At 64.7% G+C, this 15,146-nt stretch carries 11 protein-coding genes; 3 read left to right on the forward strand and 8 right to left on the reverse strand.

The window, feature by feature from the left end; all coding sequences use genetic code 11:
* The first annotated feature begins 127 nt into the window (after nucleotides 1–127).
* Both HND55_05585 and HND55_05590 read left to right on the forward strand, forming a co-directional pair.
* Nucleotides 128–1,048, forward strand: coding sequence for a transposase (locus HND55_05585; GenBank protein ID QKK02175.1), 921 nt, complete (start codon nucleotides 128–130; stop codon nucleotides 1,046–1,048).
* Between the two features lie 283 nt (nucleotides 1,049–1,331).
* Nucleotides 1,332–2,162 carry an IS110 family transposase gene (locus HND55_05590; GenBank protein QKK02176.1) on the forward strand — a complete coding sequence of 277 codons (831 nt, stop codon included), beginning with the start codon at nucleotides 1,332–1,334 and terminating at the stop codon, nucleotides 2,160–2,162.
* A gap of 281 nt (nucleotides 2,163–2,443) precedes the next feature.
* Here HND55_05590 and HND55_05595 read toward each other — a convergent pair whose 3' ends face one another.
* Nucleotides 2,444–5,923, reverse strand: a complete 3,480-nt coding sequence (locus HND55_05595) for a S8 family serine peptidase (GenBank protein ID QKK02177.1) — start codon at nucleotides 5,921–5,923, stop codon at nucleotides 2,444–2,446.
* A gap of 295 nt (nucleotides 5,924–6,218) precedes the next feature.
* On the opposite strand from HND55_05595, the gene HND55_05600 reads away from it, so the two are divergent.
* A complete protein-coding gene (locus tag HND55_05600) occupies nucleotides 6,219–6,434 on the forward strand; it encodes a hypothetical protein (GenBank protein ID QKK02178.1) in 216 nt (71 codons plus the stop codon).
* Between the two features lie 131 nt (nucleotides 6,435–6,565).
* Here HND55_05600 and HND55_05605 read toward each other — a convergent pair whose 3' ends face one another.
* The 7 genes from HND55_05605 to HND55_05635 all read right to left on the reverse strand — a co-directional run bounded on the left by HND55_05605 (nucleotide 6,566) and on the right by HND55_05635 (nucleotide 15,138).
* A complete protein-coding gene (locus HND55_05605; protein ID QKK02179.1) occupies nucleotides 6,566–6,787 on the reverse strand; it encodes a hypothetical protein in 222 nt (73 codons plus the stop codon).
* A gap of 18 nt (nucleotides 6,788–6,805) precedes the next feature.
* Nucleotides 6,806–7,984 carry an acetyl-CoA C-acyltransferase gene (locus HND55_05610; GenBank protein ID QKK02180.1) on the reverse strand — a complete coding sequence of 393 codons (1,179 nt, stop codon included), beginning with the start codon at nucleotides 7,982–7,984 and terminating at the stop codon, nucleotides 6,806–6,808.
* A gap of 100 nt (nucleotides 7,985–8,084) precedes the next feature.
* Complete coding sequence (locus HND55_05615) at nucleotides 8,085–10,454, reverse strand: 3-hydroxyacyl-CoA dehydrogenase/enoyl-CoA hydratase family protein (GenBank protein ID QKK02181.1); 2,370 nt, start codon at nucleotides 10,452–10,454, stop codon at nucleotides 8,085–8,087.
* Nucleotides 10,455–10,593: 139 nt separating this feature from the next.
* Nucleotides 10,594–13,032 carry an acyl-CoA dehydrogenase gene (locus HND55_05620; GenBank protein ID QKK02182.1) on the reverse strand — a complete coding sequence of 813 codons (2,439 nt, stop codon included), beginning with the start codon at nucleotides 13,030–13,032 and terminating at the stop codon, nucleotides 10,594–10,596.
* 159 nt (nucleotides 13,033–13,191) lie between these two features.
* Complete coding sequence (locus tag HND55_05625) at nucleotides 13,192–13,668, reverse strand: TetR/AcrR family transcriptional regulator (protein QKK02183.1); 477 nt, start codon at nucleotides 13,666–13,668, stop codon at nucleotides 13,192–13,194.
* Between the two features lie 175 nt (nucleotides 13,669–13,843).
* Entirely contained in the window at nucleotides 13,844–14,374 is a 531-nt protein-coding gene (locus tag HND55_05630) for a prepilin-type N-terminal cleavage/methylation domain-containing protein (protein QKK04008.1), read from the reverse strand.
* Between the two features lie 143 nt (nucleotides 14,375–14,517).
* On the reverse strand, nucleotides 14,518–15,138 hold the full coding sequence (locus HND55_05635; protein QKK04009.1) for a DUF480 domain-containing protein: 621 nt from the start codon (nucleotides 15,136–15,138) through the stop codon (nucleotides 14,518–14,520).
* Between the last annotated feature and the right edge of the window lie 8 nt (nucleotides 15,139–15,146).

A 15,146-nucleotide genomic window follows, 5' to 3' on the forward strand; every position in this document is an offset into this window, starting at 1 on the left:
GCCAGATTGTTTCTGAGGATGATCCCGGTTTTTACCACGTCGTTTCCCGATGTGTCCGGCGCGCCTTCCTGTGCGGTCGCGACAAGCTCACCGGCCAGTGCTTCGAACACCGACGACAGCATAGGCAATGGAGCAGTTGCGGTTTCCACGGCACGTGGAAGAAGCGAGTGCGGAATGCCGTCATGCGTGGATCGAGATGCGCATCCTCGAGCTGGCGGATTGCTTCGCGGTGTCGGTATATGCCTACGCGGTAATGAGCAATCATTTCCATGTCGTGTTGCGCGTCGGCCCCCACGCCTCCCGGGAGCTGTCCGACGAGGAGGTCGCGCGCCGCTGGCTGACCGCGTTTCCAGGGCCGATCAAGGTCGACAACAGCCCCGAGACCGCCGAACGCCTGAAGCGGGCCATCACCGGCAACCCGGAGCGGCTGGTTGAACTGAGAAAGCGCCTGGGCAGCCTGAGCTGGTTCATGAAGGCCCTCAACGAGCCCATTGCCCGCCGGGCCAACCGCGAAGACGGCTGTAAAGGAAAATTCTGGGAAAGCCGCTACAAGTGCCAGGCGCTACTGGAAGAGCGAGCCGTGCTCTCGTGCATGGCCTACGTCGATCTCAACCCCGCTCGCGCCGCCATGTGCGACACCCTGAAAGACTCCCATCACACCACCATCCAGCGACGACTGCGCGCCGACAACCCACTCGATCAGCCGCTCCAGCCCGTCGCCGGCCTGGACGCCGATGCGCTGGCGGACCTGACCGAATCGAGCTACATCGCGCTCGTGCAGTGGACCGGCGAACAGGCTCGCTCGGACAAGCGCGGCAAGCTCAGGCCACTGGGTGATGCAGGTACTTCAGCCCCGGCCGGCATCTGGCAGGTCGCCAGCCATCCCCGGGAGTGGCTGCGCCAGGTCCGGGGCACCGAGAGCCTCTACTACCGCGCCGTCGGCTCGGCCGAAGCCCTGATGGCCAAGGCCGAAGCGCTGGGCCAGGTGTGGATGAAGGGTGCGGCGGCAGAAACGGCCCGCAAGATCCTCAAGCAACGACCGACCTGAACGACTGAAGCAATGCAACTACGAACGTACCGGCACTGACCGGGGGTTGGCGTGCGCGCGACTTGGAAAATGGAAACAGCGGCCTGAAAACAGCGGCCGGGTCGGGCAAGAATCGGACTGGAAGGGGAAAACGGCAGGGGGAAATCAGTTTTGGAGGGCAACCGATCGGTCAAGCGGGGCTTTCAAATAATGTGTGATGAGATGGACGCCTCCGTCATTCGCAGCGGCGTCAATTTGCGCCAGACTGGTATTCCACACAGTCGATCACGTAGGAGGCGTCCACATGAAGCATAAACTGATTGGAATCGACTTGGCAAAGAACGTTTTTCAGGTCTGTGCCGTCAACCATGCAGGAAAGCTGGTTTTCAACCATAAGGTGGGCCGTGCCCGGCTGGCCGAGGTGATGACATCACAGAACCCCACCCAGGTCGCCATGGAGGCCTGCGCCAGCGCTCACTACTGGGGGCGCAAGTTCGAGCGCATGGGTCATCATGTGATCCTCATTCCGCCGCAGCATGTGCAGCCCTTCGTTCGCGGTGGCAAGAGCGATGCCCGCGATGCACTGGCCATTGTCGAGGCAGCCCAGCGTCCGAAGCTTCATTCGGTGCCGATCAAGTCGGCCTTACAGCAGGACCTGCAGAGCATTCATCGGGTCCGGAGTCAGTGCATCGGCCAGGTCACTGCCGTCGGCAACCAGATCCGGGGCATTGCGCGCGAGTACGGGGTGGAGTTCAAGTCGGGGATTCATGCCCTGGTCAAGCAGCTCCCTGAAGTGCTCGAAGATGGTGAGAACGAACTGACTTCGGTCGTTCGGCAGCTCCTGTTCGAACAACTTGATCACCTTCGCCGACTCCGCCTGCGCAGTCAAGCCCTGCACGCACACATGATCGAACTGGCCAGCCAGGACCCGGCCTTACAGCCGGCTGCTGGAGCTGCCGGGTGTTGGTCCGGTCGTGGGTTCAGCCTACCTGGCCTCGATTGGCAATGGTCACAAGATTGCTCGTATCGGCTGGCGGATCGTCGCCCGGGGCGAGCATTACGACGTCAACAAGGCATTTGGGTCTGCCCATCCTGCCGGTTGAGTCTGCAGCAAGTCGATGAAGCAATAGGTTGACCCGACCCCGAGGGAGCCTGGTCCAAGACATGGTGAAAAACCGCTTGTGTGTTTAGGTCTCGGGGTCATCTCGAAACTCATGGTGGGCCGGGGGCAAGAGCAATCAAAGCCCCCATCCAGAGCCCGGATATATGTCAGCAGACCATTGATTTATCGCAACAAGTCAACGACGAAGGCCCTTTTGAGGAGGGATAGAGATGATCACGCCAGAGAAACTGCAAACTGGTGAAAAACCGCTTGACAGTGGGGAGGCGTCCATATATGTCCTTGTTTTTATTTCGTTATTGTGTGAATTCACGGTGTCCTGGTTTTTCTTCCCCGCTCTCGAACCGGTCCTCGAAGACGCCGGTTCTGAGACACGTCAGGGTGACGTCGTCGACCTGTGCGTACCAGTCGAATCCGTTTCCTGAATAGCGGAAGCGGAGCTTGAGACCGCTCGTACCGGCGTAGCTGCTCAGCTCGAGGGAAAGGTCTCCTGGCTGGTGGCTCTCGTCCCAGGTCAGGAGGTTGTTCCACGATGCGCCGTTCCAGATGTCGACCTCGAAGCGGTCGTTGCTGCCGATGTTGAGGTCGCGGTAGTAGGCGGCGGTCTTCAGGGTCGCACGCCCGGTGGAAGCTTCGAGGTCGAAGGGCGGGGAGACAAGCTCGGTATCGAAGGGCGGTGCCCCCGAGCCGGCGGCGTCGCTGTCAGCGCAAGCCGCCTCACCACTTCCGTTGGTGTTGTTGGGGATGCCGCAGTTGCTGCTGGCCGTCGTCGCCCAGACGACGCCGTCACCCCCGGTATGGTCCACCACAGTCCAATCGAGCGGGATGCCGTCTTCGAAGGTCACAGGCGCTCCGTTGCAGACCAAGGTGGAGGTCTGGACGGTGAAGCTGAAGACGGACGAGGTGATGCCTTCCCCGCAAGTGTTCGAAGGAGTCACCCGCCACCAGTAATCTCCACCTCCAGCCAGCGGGATGCCATGGTAGCTGGTAGTGGTGACGGTGGCCGAGTCGACAAGGACATTGAAAGCGGAGTCCTCGGCGACCTCCACCAGATACTCGGCGGCTTCCGTGGCCGCGGACCAATGGTAGGTGGGTGAAAAGGCCACGTCGGTGGCTCCGTTCGCAGGCTGGTCGAGGATGGCGCCGCCGGGCTGGCCGGCGTAGACAGTCAGGGCAACGTCGTCAGTCCGAAGGATCGGGTTGCCGGGATTCTCAGGGTCGTTCCCTTCGCCGGAGACGGTGAGGGTGTGCGGCCCAGCGTCGCCGGCGGACAGCCCCGAGATGGTCAGCGTACTCGAGCTCGAAGGCGTGACGGGATTGACGCTGAATCCTTCGACCCCCGGGTGGCCCGAGAGCGAGAGCGCCACCGGCTCGGCATAGCCGAAGAGAGAATCGACCTGCACCGTATAGAGGGCATCGGTGGATGCGCAGGCGGCGAGCTCATCGGGCTCTGCGTTGAGGAAGTAGCCGGAAGTTAGGGCGACGTTGCCGCTGCAGACGAGCGACCAGGGCTGATCCTCGATTGCAACGTTTCCGGCCAGTACCTCCACCGTCCAGATGCCGGTTTCCGGGCTCTGGACTCGGATCCCTTCCGTGTTATTCCTGTTATCGAAGGCGATGCCCGCGGAGTTGCTCCAGGCACCACTGAAGTCGTTGCCCAGATAAACGACATCTGCCGGGGAGGTGACCCGGAGGTTCAGGTCGTTGATCAGGGCGCCGCCGCCGGCGAGATTGGGTGGATCCATCCAGGCCAGCAGACATCGCAGGCCGGCTCCGGACGAGTCGACCGAGATCGGGATCGCGTTGCTCTCGCCCGTTCCCCCGAAGGCGCCTTCCGTCCAGACGCTGCGTACAGTGGAACACCACGGGTTCGTCCAGTCGTTGCAGATCCGCTGCAGGTTGGGGCGCCCCCAGCCTTGCGCGGTGCCCGGGAGGTCCTCCCCGGAGGTTGGGAAGCTGTGAGGAAGGTACTCCCCCGAGTTCAGGAGCAGCGCCTTCATCAGGCTGCCGCTCGGGGCGGGCAGGCCGTGGACGTTCTGCAGCCAGTCGCGGATCAGGGCGACGAGCGCGGTCAGCGAGGGTGCGGAGCTGCTGGTGCCGGGGAAGTTCTGGTAGCCGGAGGTGTCGTTCGGGGTCTGCACGTAATGCGAGGCGCCGGCTACGTCGGGGCCATGACGTCCGTCAGAGGTGGGGCCGCGACTGCTGTAGATCACGATCTTGCTTGCGTCGCAGGGGGCCGAGTCCCCCGGCCAGCAGGACCCGTCGACTCCGTTGTAGAAGGCGGCGGCGGAGATGTCATTCTTGGCGGTCGAGGGGGAGTAGATGGAGCTCGCGCCACTGCCGGTGTTGCCGGCGGAGGTGATCCAGAGGTATTCCTGGACCAAGCCGTTGCCAGTAGTATTATCGTTATCGTAGGCCCAGATGTCGAGCTGCTCCGAGTCGGTGGTGTAGCTTCCGCCCACCGGGGTGCCCCAACTGTGGTTCGATATCCGGGAGCCGTCGGCATAGCTGGCCTGGAAAAAGTCTGCGAGGGTCGTTACGCTCGAGCAGCTGTTCAGGCAATCCAGGCTGCCGGGGCTGGAGTCGCATCGCAGCGCCCAGAGGCGGGCTCCGAAGGCCCCGCCTTTGATGGCACAGGCCTCGGTCGGGGTCTCGCCCCCACTCTGGGCACCGTTGCCCAGTATCACCCCGGCCGAGCCGCTGCCGTGTGCGTGGCCGGCGACGCAGCTGGTCACGGTGTTGGAGATGTCGCAGCTGGAGCCGTCGACGTACTTGAAGATCGTGTCGTTGGGAATCCCGGAACTACAGGAGAAGTCCGGGCTGTTGAAGGTGGTATCGAGTACGCCCACCAGTTGCTCCGATCCGGGGGTGGCGTCTGAACGGGGCGCTGGGCCGGCGGCCGTGATCCCGTCTGCCCAGACCGGCACCTCCGCGAGGCTTCCCGAGCAGCCGTTTCCGACGCCGGCCTGGTGGATCTCCCGCGCCGTCTCCGAAAGCAGCACAGGCGGCACGATCTGCTCCACCCACCAGACCTCCGGAAGACTGAGGAGATCGGGTAGCCGATCGGCAGGAATCTCCAGCTCGATCGTTGGGGTGTCGAGGTAGTGATGGGCCGGAATTGTTGCGCCGACGTCGAGGCCCAGCGCGTTCAGACCGGCAAGGACCGAGGGTAGCCGTTCGGAGTCCACGATCTTCACCCGCAGGCGGTAACGCCCTTTACGGGGAGGGCGCTCCTTTTTCTCGGCCACCATCTTGTAGGCCGGCTGGTAGACCCCGATCCACTGTACGAAAGACAGTGAGGTCGCGGTATCAAGAGTTGCCGCATCGTTGAACCAGAAGAGGAACCCGAAGTTGGGGAAGTAGGCGGAAAGGAGGCGCCGGGCGCCCAGGCTTTCGATCTCCTCGAGGTCCGCGCGCCGCACCGGCCCCCGGAGCTGGACGAGGTAGAGTCCCGGGCGGCCCCAGGGTGTGCTCAGCTCGGGCGGGATCGCCGGTTCGATGCCCCTGGTATCCCAGGACCACCCGCTGCCCAGGCGCAGACGGTGGGTGCGGAGATCCTGTAGCGATCCCCCGCTCGCGGAAAGCTCGCGCGCCTGTTCGATGCTGAGTTCGACAACCTGAAAGGCACCGTAGTGCTCGATCCTGGTCGTCAATTCAAGAAGGCGATCGCCGTCGTCGGGAGCCCGGTGCAGCAGGTAGCGCTCGGCTGGGCTGGACTCAGCGGAGCTGGAGAGAGCCGCGAGCACGAGTCCGGTGATGAGATGACTAGGGCGCATGGAGGGCCCTCGTGAACGGACCGGGGATAAGATGATTCTCGAGTCTGCATCAGAATTTGGCACTTGTATGCAACCTGCCGAAAAGCCGCTCGACGTACCGGCTGCGACCCTGTGCCGGGCGCGGACGCTTGGGCGAGTCTCCGTCAAAGCTTGTCGACTTCTTCAGCGCCGCGCATAGGAAGTATGCGCCTCCGATTGCTTGATTTCCAGCGGTATCCGAAGCCGTTCCCCACCGACTTTTGACTCCGGTTGCAGGTCGAATTTGGTCGACGCCACAGAGGAAAGGGCATATTTGATGACCTGTCAATTAGCGGACAGCGCTCTTGACTGGATATTTGAACTGCCCGCTGACAAAGGGATTGACGGCATGTGTGAAGCGCCGGGACTGCTGCTCAACGAGGTCATGACGCTCGGGCAGCAATCGGACTGGACGGGGCAAACGACAGGGGAAATTAGTTTCGAAGGGCGATCGATCGGTCAAGCGGGGCGTTCAAATAATGTGTGTCCCTGATTTCGCCTTTACTGCCGCAGGCGGTCAAGGACGCTGGTTCTTAGGCGCTTACTGATCAGCTGGAGTTCGAGGCGACCGACTTTTCCACCCCAGACACGGGTACCGACGACGAGATCGATAGCGACGTCACGCTAATCGACCGTACCGATGCGTTTACCTACACCAGTGGAACCGTCGACCTGAGTCGCGATGCCGGGTTGACTTCGGTCGACATTGTTTTTGCCGACCATTTCGAGCTGGCAGGCGTACGCCATCAACCCGTCGGCAAAAATCGGGCTGGAAGATAAAAGCGGCAGGCGGGAATCAGCCCCGAGGGCGCGGCACCCAATGAACGGAGGCCGCGCCTTTTTCAAGGCCGCAGGCAGCGGCGCTTATACGCGCTCGAAGATGCCGGCCGCGCCCATGCCGGTGCCGATGCACATGGTGACCATGGCGTAGCGCTGGTTGCGGCGCTGCAGGCCGTGGATCGCCTTGGCCGACAGGATCGCGCCGGTCGCGCCCAGCGGGTGGCCCAGGGCGATGGCGCCGCCGAGCGGGTTGACCTTGTCGGGGTCGAGCCCGGTGGTGCGGATCACCGCCAGGGCCTGGGCGGCGAAGGCCTCGTTGAGCTCGATCCAGTCGAGCTCGTCCATGCCGATGCCGGTCTGCTTGAGCACCTTCGGGATGGCCTCGATCGGGCCGATGCCCATGACCTCCGGCGGCACGCCGGCGACCGAGAAGCCGCGGAACACGGCCAGGGGCTTGAGGTTGAGTTCCTTGAGAACCCGCTCGGAGACCAGGATCAGCGCCCCGGCGCCGTCGGACATCTGCGAGCTGGTACCGGCGGTGACCGTGCCCCTGGCGTCGAACACCGTCCTGAGCTTGCCCAGCGCTTCCGGCGTGGTATCGCGGCGCGGACCCTCGTCGGTGTCGACCACCGTTTCGATTTCCCGCACGGTGCCGTCGGGGCCGGGCACGCGGTTGGTCACCGTGACCGGGCGGATTTCGGTGAACTCGCCGCCGTCGATGGCGGCAATCGCCTTCTGGTGCGATTGATAGCCAAACTGGTCCTGGTCCTCGCGCGAGACCTCCCACTTCCGGGCCACCTTCTCGGCTGTGATGCCCATGCCGTAGGCAATCGCGACGTTGTCGTCTTCGAACACCTTCGGGTTCATGGCCACCTTGTGGCCCATCATCGGCACCATGGTCATGGTCTCGGTGCCGCCGGCGATCATCACGTCGGCCTCGCCCAGGCGAATGCGGTCGGCGGCCATGGCAATGGTCTGCAGGCCCGAGGAGCAGAAGCGGTTGACGGTCACGCCCGGCACGGTGTCGGGCAGGCCGGCGAGCAGGGTGCCGATGCGCGCGACGTTCATGCCCTGTTCGGCCTCCGGCATGGCGCAGCCGACGATCACGTCCTCGACCCGGGCCGGGTCGAGCTCGGGCACTTCGGCCAGCGATTCGCGGATGACGTGCGCCAGCATGTCGTCCGGGCGGTAATTCCTGAAAGCGCCCTTGAACGCCCGGGCGACGGGGGTGCGGACGGCAGAGACTACGTATGCGTTGCTCATGGTTTTGAGTCCTTGGATATCTGATTGATTCGGGTTCCGGTTTCCGGGTTCCGGGTTCCGGGCGGGCTCCGGAAACCGGAACCCGGAACCCGGAACCCGTTCAATTCCTCAACGGCTTGCCGGTCTTGAGCATGTGGGCCACGCGTTCCTGGGTTTTCTCCATCGCGGCCAGTTCCAGGAAGTGATCGCGTTCGAGGCGGTGGATCCATGCCTCGTCGACCGTCGATCCGCGATCGATCTCGCCGCCGCAGATGACGGTGGCGATGCGCGAGCCGATCTCGTAGTCGTGCTCGGAGATGAAGCGGCCCTCGAGCATGTTGACCAGCAGCATCTTGAGCGTGGCGATGCCGACATCGCCGGCGGCCGGGAACTTGCGGCCGGCCAGCGGCGGGCGGTAGCCGGCGGCGGCCAGGGCGCGCACCTCGTGGTGGGCGGCGTGCAGCAGCTCGTGCTCGTGCAGCACGATGCGATCGTGCTCGCGCAAATAGCCCATCTCGCGCGCTTCCATGGCCGAGCCGGCCACCTGGCCCATGGCGATCTGCTTGTAGCGCTTCTCGAGCAGGGGATAGGTGTCGCCGGCCTTGACGTCGTCGACGATCTGCATGGCCAGTGTGCCGAGTCCGCCGCCGGCCGGCAGCAGGCCGACGCCGGCCTCGACCAGGCCCATGTAGCTTTCCAGGTGGGCCACTCGGGTGGCGGTATGCATGGCCAGCTCCAGCCCGCCGCCCAGGGCCAGGCCGCGCACCGCCGCGACCGTGGGCACGTTGGCGTAGCGCAGGCGCAGGTTGGCCGCCTGGAAGCCGGCGACCAGTTCGCGCACGCTGTCGTAATCGCCCTTCTGGATGGCTTCGGCGGCGGCCTTGAGATTGGCGCCGGCCGAGAACGGTCCGTTGGGCTGCCAGATGACCAGGCCCTCGAAGCCGGCTTCGGCCCGGTCAACGGCTTCGTTGAGTCCGGCAACCACGCCGTGGTCGATGACCGCCATCTTCGACTTCAGGCTGGCGATGAGCACGTCGTCGTGCAGCGTCCACAGGCGGATCGAGTCGTCCTCGTGCACGGTGGTGCCGGACTCGGTCTTTTCGCCGAGCAGGCGCACCGGCTGGTACTGTCGCTGGAACACCGGCAGGTCGGGGCGCGGCAGGTAGCGGCCCTGGTCGGCCGACCAGGAGCCCTGCGGCGAATGCGCGCCCTCGATCTCGGTGACCCAGCCGGGCAGTTTCGCGTCGACGCCGGTCTTGCCGGCTTCGATGTCGCGTTCGACCAGCTCGGCCATCTGCTGCCAACCGGCCGACTGCCAGACCTCGAAGGGCCCGAGCTTCCAGCCGTAGCCCCAGCGAATGGCGAGATCCACTTCGCGGGCGCTGTCGGCGATCTCGCCGAGGAAATAGGCGCAGTAGTGGAACAGGTCGCGGTGGATCAACCACAGGAATTCGCTGTGCGCGTTCTCGCACTTGGCCAGCTCGGCCAGCTTCTCGCCGGGGTCGCGGATCGCCAGCACCTTCTGCACCGCCTCGGGCAGCGTGTAGTCGCTGTCGCGGTAATCGCCCGCCTTCGGGTCGAACACGCGGATGGCCTTGCCTTCCTTGCGGAATACGCCGGCGCCGGCCTTCTGGCCGAGCGCGCCGTTGTCGACCAGGGTCGACAGCCAGCCGGGCACCCGGAACCAGTCGTGCCAGGGGTCGTCTTCGAGCTGGTTTTTCATGGTGCCAATGACATTGGCCATGGTGTCGAGCCCGACCACGTCGGCCAGGCGGAAGGTGGCGCTCTTGGGCCGGCCGATGGCCGGGCCGGTCAGCGCGTCGACGGTGTCGAAACCGAGCCCCAGGCGCTCGGCGTGGTGCATGACCGACAGCATGGTGAACATGCCGACGCGGTTGCCGATGAAGTTGGCGGTGTCGCGGGCGCGCACCACGCCCTTGCCCAGGTTGCGGGTCAGGAAGTCCTCGAGCAGGTCCATGACCTTCTTGTCGGTGCCGGCATGCGGAATCAGCTCGACCAAGTGCATGTAGCGCGGTGGGTTGAAGAAGTGCACGCCGCAGAAGCGGCCGCGCAGGTTTTCCGGCAGCACTTCGGCCAGGTCGGTGATCGACAGCCCCGAGGTGTTGGTCGCAAAGATCGCGCCGTTCCTGACGTGCGGGGCGAGCTTGCCGTAGAGGTCGCGCTTGATGTCCATGCGCTCGGCCACGGCCTCGATGATGAAGTCACAGTCGGCCAGCTGGTCGAGATCGTCGGCGAAGTTCAGCGGACGGATGAACTCGACCAGGTCCTCGCTGGCCAGCGGCGCGGGCTTGAGCTTGAGCAGTCTCTGCCGGCCCTGCTCGGCCAGCTTGCTGCGCGGCCCGCCGTCGGAGGGAAGGTCGTAGAGATCGACCGGGATGCCGGCGGCGGTCAGGTGCGCGGCGATCTGCGCGCCCATCACGCCGGCGCCCAGCACCGCGGCGCGTCGTACTTTGAGCTTGTGATCAGTCATTTCGTGTCTCTTCCATCAGGTTCGTTTTGAAAATCTCTGAAACGCAAAGCAGCAAAGGTCGCGAAGTCTGTCATCGGGCGGTTTCTCTGCCTTCTTCGCTGCTTTGCGTCTTCGCGATTGAAAGGTCTATTGAGGATACTCAGCTGGCCTTGGCGACCGGCGGCTGCATGGCTTGCCGGCCACCGATTTCCTCGGGCGTGAATTCGTCGACGGCGATGACTTTCGCCGTCAGTTCCTGGGCGCGCCGAAGGTCAGCGCCCTGCTCCTCGGTGATGACGCCGGCGGCGACGGCCTTGGCGACCAGCGCGTCAACGCTGAGGGGGCTGGGCACCATCTTGAGCGCGTTGCGCAGGGCAGTTTCTGCCGGCGCGGCCCTGAGTACGGCGGCAAAGGCCTTGAGAAGAAGGCCGGTTCCATCGTCGGCATTCGACTGGTAGGCGCCGTCGATCAGCCGCTCGCGCGCCGGCGAGTGTTCCTGCATCAGGCGGGCGATGGCCTGGCCGGTCCGGTCGTCGACCGGATGTTGCCTGCGGCCCCAGGGGAAGAGCTTGAGCCGCAGCAGCCTGCCGAGCGCGGGAATCGGAAAGTTGCGCAGCACGGCCAGCAGGGCGTTTTCAACCTGGTGGAGGCTGTCGCAGACCGACCATTGAACCAGAGGCAGGTCTTCTTCCGGGCGGCCGTCGTCCTCGTAGCGTCGCAGTGCCGCCGAGGCCATGTACAGGTGCGCCAGGGCGTCGGCCAGGCGACCGGACAGCGTTTCCTTGAATTTGAACTTGCCGCCGAGAATCAGCAGACAAAGATCGGCGATCAGCGTAAAGGCAGCGCTGAGCCGGTTGATCTGTCGATAGTGCCGGGCGGTCGCGCCGGACACGGGGCTGCGACTGAGCCAGCCGCCGGTCAGGGCCAGCAGCGGGGCGCGCACGAAGTTGGACAGCAGGAAACCGATATGGCCAAACAGGGCGCGATCGAAGGCCTTGGGGTCATCATCGGCGGCTGATTCCATTTCCTTGATCAGCCAGGGATGGCAGCGGATCGCGCCCTGTCCGAACACGATCATCGAGCGGGTCAGGATATTGGCACCCTCGACCGTGATCGCCACCGGGATCGATTGCCATGGAATCGAGAGGTAGTTGTTGGGGCCTTCGACCACGGCCTTGCCGCCGTGGACGTCCATGGCGTCGTTGAGCACCCGGCGGTTGCCCTCGGTCAGGTAGGCCTTGAGGATGGCCGAGAGTACCACCGGCTTCTCGCCGTGATCGAGCGCACTCAGGGTCAGCTTGTGGGCCGCTTCCATTCGGTAGGTCTCACCGCCGATGCGGGCCAGCGGCTCCTCGATGCCCTCGAACTGGCCGATCGGCTGCTTGAACTGATAGCGCACGCGCGCATAGGCGCCGGTCGTCATGCTGGCCAGTTTTCCGTTGGCCACGCTCTGGGCCGGCAGCGAGATGGCGCGGCCGGCGGCCAGGCAGTGCATCAGCATGCGCCAGCCCTGGCCAATGCGTTCGGCGCCGCCAATGATCCAGTCGAGTGGAATGAACACGTCCTTGCCGCGGGTCGGCCCGTTGAGGAAGATGCTGCCGCCGGGCAGGTGCCGGTCGCCGATCTCCACGCCTGGCGTTTGGGTCGGGATCAGGGCGCAGGTGATGCCGAGGTGTTCCGGACCGCCCAGCAGTCCGTCGGGATCCCGCGCCTTGAACGCCAGGCCAAGTACCGTGGCGATCGGTGCAAGTGTGATGTAACGTTTGTCCCAGCTCACGCGCAGGCCCAGCACGTCCTCGCCGTTGTGCCGGCCCTTGCAGACAATGCCCTCGTCGGGCATGGAGGCGGCATCCGATCCCGCCAGCGGCGAGGTCAGAGCGAAACAGGGGATGTCCTCACCCCTGGCCAGGCGGGGCAGGTAGTGGTTTTTCTGGGCGTCGGTGCCAAAGTGCATCAGCAACTCGCCGGGGCCGAGCGAGTTGGGCACCATCACCGATACGGCTGCCGAAAGGCTGCGCGTGGCGATCTTGGTCACCACCGCGCCGTTGCCCTGGGCGGAAAAACCCAGCCCGCCGTATTCCTCCGGAATGATCATGCTCAGGAAGCGTTTCTCGCGAATGTAGCGCCAGGCTTCTTCGGGCAGATCCTTGAGCTCGTGGTTGATCTGCCACTCGTCGAGCATGGCGCACAACTCCTCGACCTCGTTGTCGAGAAACGCCTGTTCGTCGGGAGAGAGCGTCGGCTTGTCGATCCCGAACAACTTCTTCCAGCGCGGCCGGCCGGAAAACAGTTCGGCGTCCCACCAGACCGTGCCGGCGTCCAGCGCTTCGCGCTCGGTGTCTGAGATCGGCGGCAGCACCGACTTGAACCAGCCGAACAGACGATTGGATAGGAGCGCCCGGCGCAGCGGCGTGATCGCGACCACGGTCAGCCCGACCGTCGCTATCGCGTAGAGCGTGATGACCGGCCACGGGGACGCCAGCCAGATGATTCCGGTCAGCGCGGCAATCGCCAGCAGAGCGGCCAGCCAGGACGGGCTGCGATACCAGGCCAGCGCAAGCAGACCGACGATAAGGGCGATGATCAACAACCAGGTCATGATGTTGCCTCCAGAGTGCGGCGGGCACTTTCGGAATGTTGGTTTTCGAGACTGCCGCGCAGGCCGGCAGCGGCAAACTGCACCAGCTCGGCGGCGATGATTCGGGTGTCTTTCAGTGCTGATTCGGCCATGGTCAGCGTCAATGCCGCGACAATGAAATCAAGCTGCTGCCTCAGCCGGCTTCGTTCCGCCCCCCGGCAGCGCCTGGCCGACCGCTTCGGCGAAGCGGCGCATAACGTGGGCGTATTCCTGCCGCATGGCGGCCTGCAGGGCCGTATCGCGGTCGGCGAAGGCGCGCAGCAGCAGCTGCATGAAACGCTGCCCTTCGGCATCGCCGCCGCGCGTGAACTCAAGGGCCGGTTGCACGAACGCATCGAGCACGGCCTCCAGGTTCGGGCGGCCCCGGTCGTTTTCCAGGGCGTCAAGGCGTTCGAGCCGGGCCGCGTTGAGGGCATCGAGGCGGCGCCGGAAAAGGGCCAGCATCAGCGCTTGCTTGGAGCCGAAGTGATAGTTGACGGCGGCCAGATTGGCCCCGGCGTCCTGGGTGATCTGGCGCAGCGTTGTCGGATGAAAACCCTGCTCGGCAAACAGCTGTTCGGCGGCGTCCAGGATTCGGTCACGGGTTGAAACGGACAATTGAAACGCCTGATTTAAACAAACGTTTCAATACTAATCGCTTACCCGTCCGGACGCAAGCGCAGCACCGAAAAAGCGGTCGGTATCCACGCATTGCCGTGCTGCGATCGGGTGCTGGCCTGGCCCGGTCTGCGTGCCGGGTGACTAGTGGGCCATGCGGCTAATTAGGTAACACTCAGCCGTCGAGCTGGCACTCGGCCGGGCGTACGTCGCCAGTCGCGCGGACCCGCCCGGGGTTCGAGACGATCACGGCACGGGCGTTATCCGGGTCGCCTGGCGGGCAGACGCGAATCGTGAGGTTCGTGCCGTAGGCTGCGCCATCAGGCCGGAAGCGAACCCGCAGACGACCGCCGGAGTGCAACACCAGTTCGTTCGTGGCGGCGACGACGCGCAGCACCCGGTCGGCCGAGGCGGGTTGGCTGTCCGTGTCGGGGTCGAGGTAGACAATCCAGCCGGCATCCCAGCGGTTGTCGTCGCTACAGTGACGGCCATCGGCGCTGGGGCAGGCGGTCACCGGGGCATTACGCACAATGGCCTCGTGACGGGCAAACTGCAGATGCGCCACGAGGCTGTTGGCGTGGCTGGTCACACGCTGCCGCTCGAGGAATTGTCCGAAGGCCGGGATTGCGGCGGTCACGATGACCGCCAGAACGGACAGGCCGATGATCAGTTCGATGAAGGTCAGTCCGCGTTGCGTGTCAGTCATGATGGCATCCGTCGTTGAAGTGACGGTGGCTATCTTCGGACACCGCATCCCGACAGGGAAATCGGCGCTTGCCGATGCAGATGGTAGGAATTCGCCCCGACTGGCTGTAATCCCGACGACAGACGGGTCGGGACGCCCGGGTCTCAGTCCTCGAGGCGCTGTTCGAGCTCGGCGACTCGTGCCTCCAGGGCGGCAATTCGGTCAATCAGAGTCGACGCGTTTTCGGATGACTCTTCGGCCGTGGCCGATGCCGGCCCTCGGGCCGGCTGCGAATGCTCGACCGGCCCGCACAGAAGATGCATGTAGCGGTCCTCGCGCTGACCCGCCTGGCGCGGCAGTTGCACCACCACAGGCGGTGTCTTGTGCATCAGACGCTCAAGGGCAAAAGCGACATCTTCTGCGTCGTCGAAGCGATGCAGGCGCTCGCTGCGCGTGAGCAGTTCACCGATGGTCTGCGGGCCGCGCAGCAGCAGCAGGGCGATCAGCGCCAGCTGGCCGGCCGTCAGCTCCAGTCCGGCCTCGGCCGTATGCACGTAGCGTTCGGCGCGAGCGGAGTAGCGGTGTCGAACCAGCCCCTTGCGCTCGAGCTCCCGCAGCGCCTGTCCAACGCGGCCGGGATCGAGCTTCATGACCGGGTCGCGGGCGCTCTTCTGGTTGCAGGCCGTGGTCGTGGCGTTGAGCGTCAGCGGGTAGGCGTCGGGCGTGGTCGAGGCTTTTTCAATCAGGCTGCCGAGTACGCGAGCCTCGATGGCGCTCAGGCGCATTGCCTCGT

The organism is Pseudomonadota bacterium (genome assembly GCA_013285445.1).
Classification (GTDB): Bacteria; Pseudomonadota; Gammaproteobacteria; order Xanthomonadales; family Wenzhouxiangellaceae; genus Wenzhouxiangella.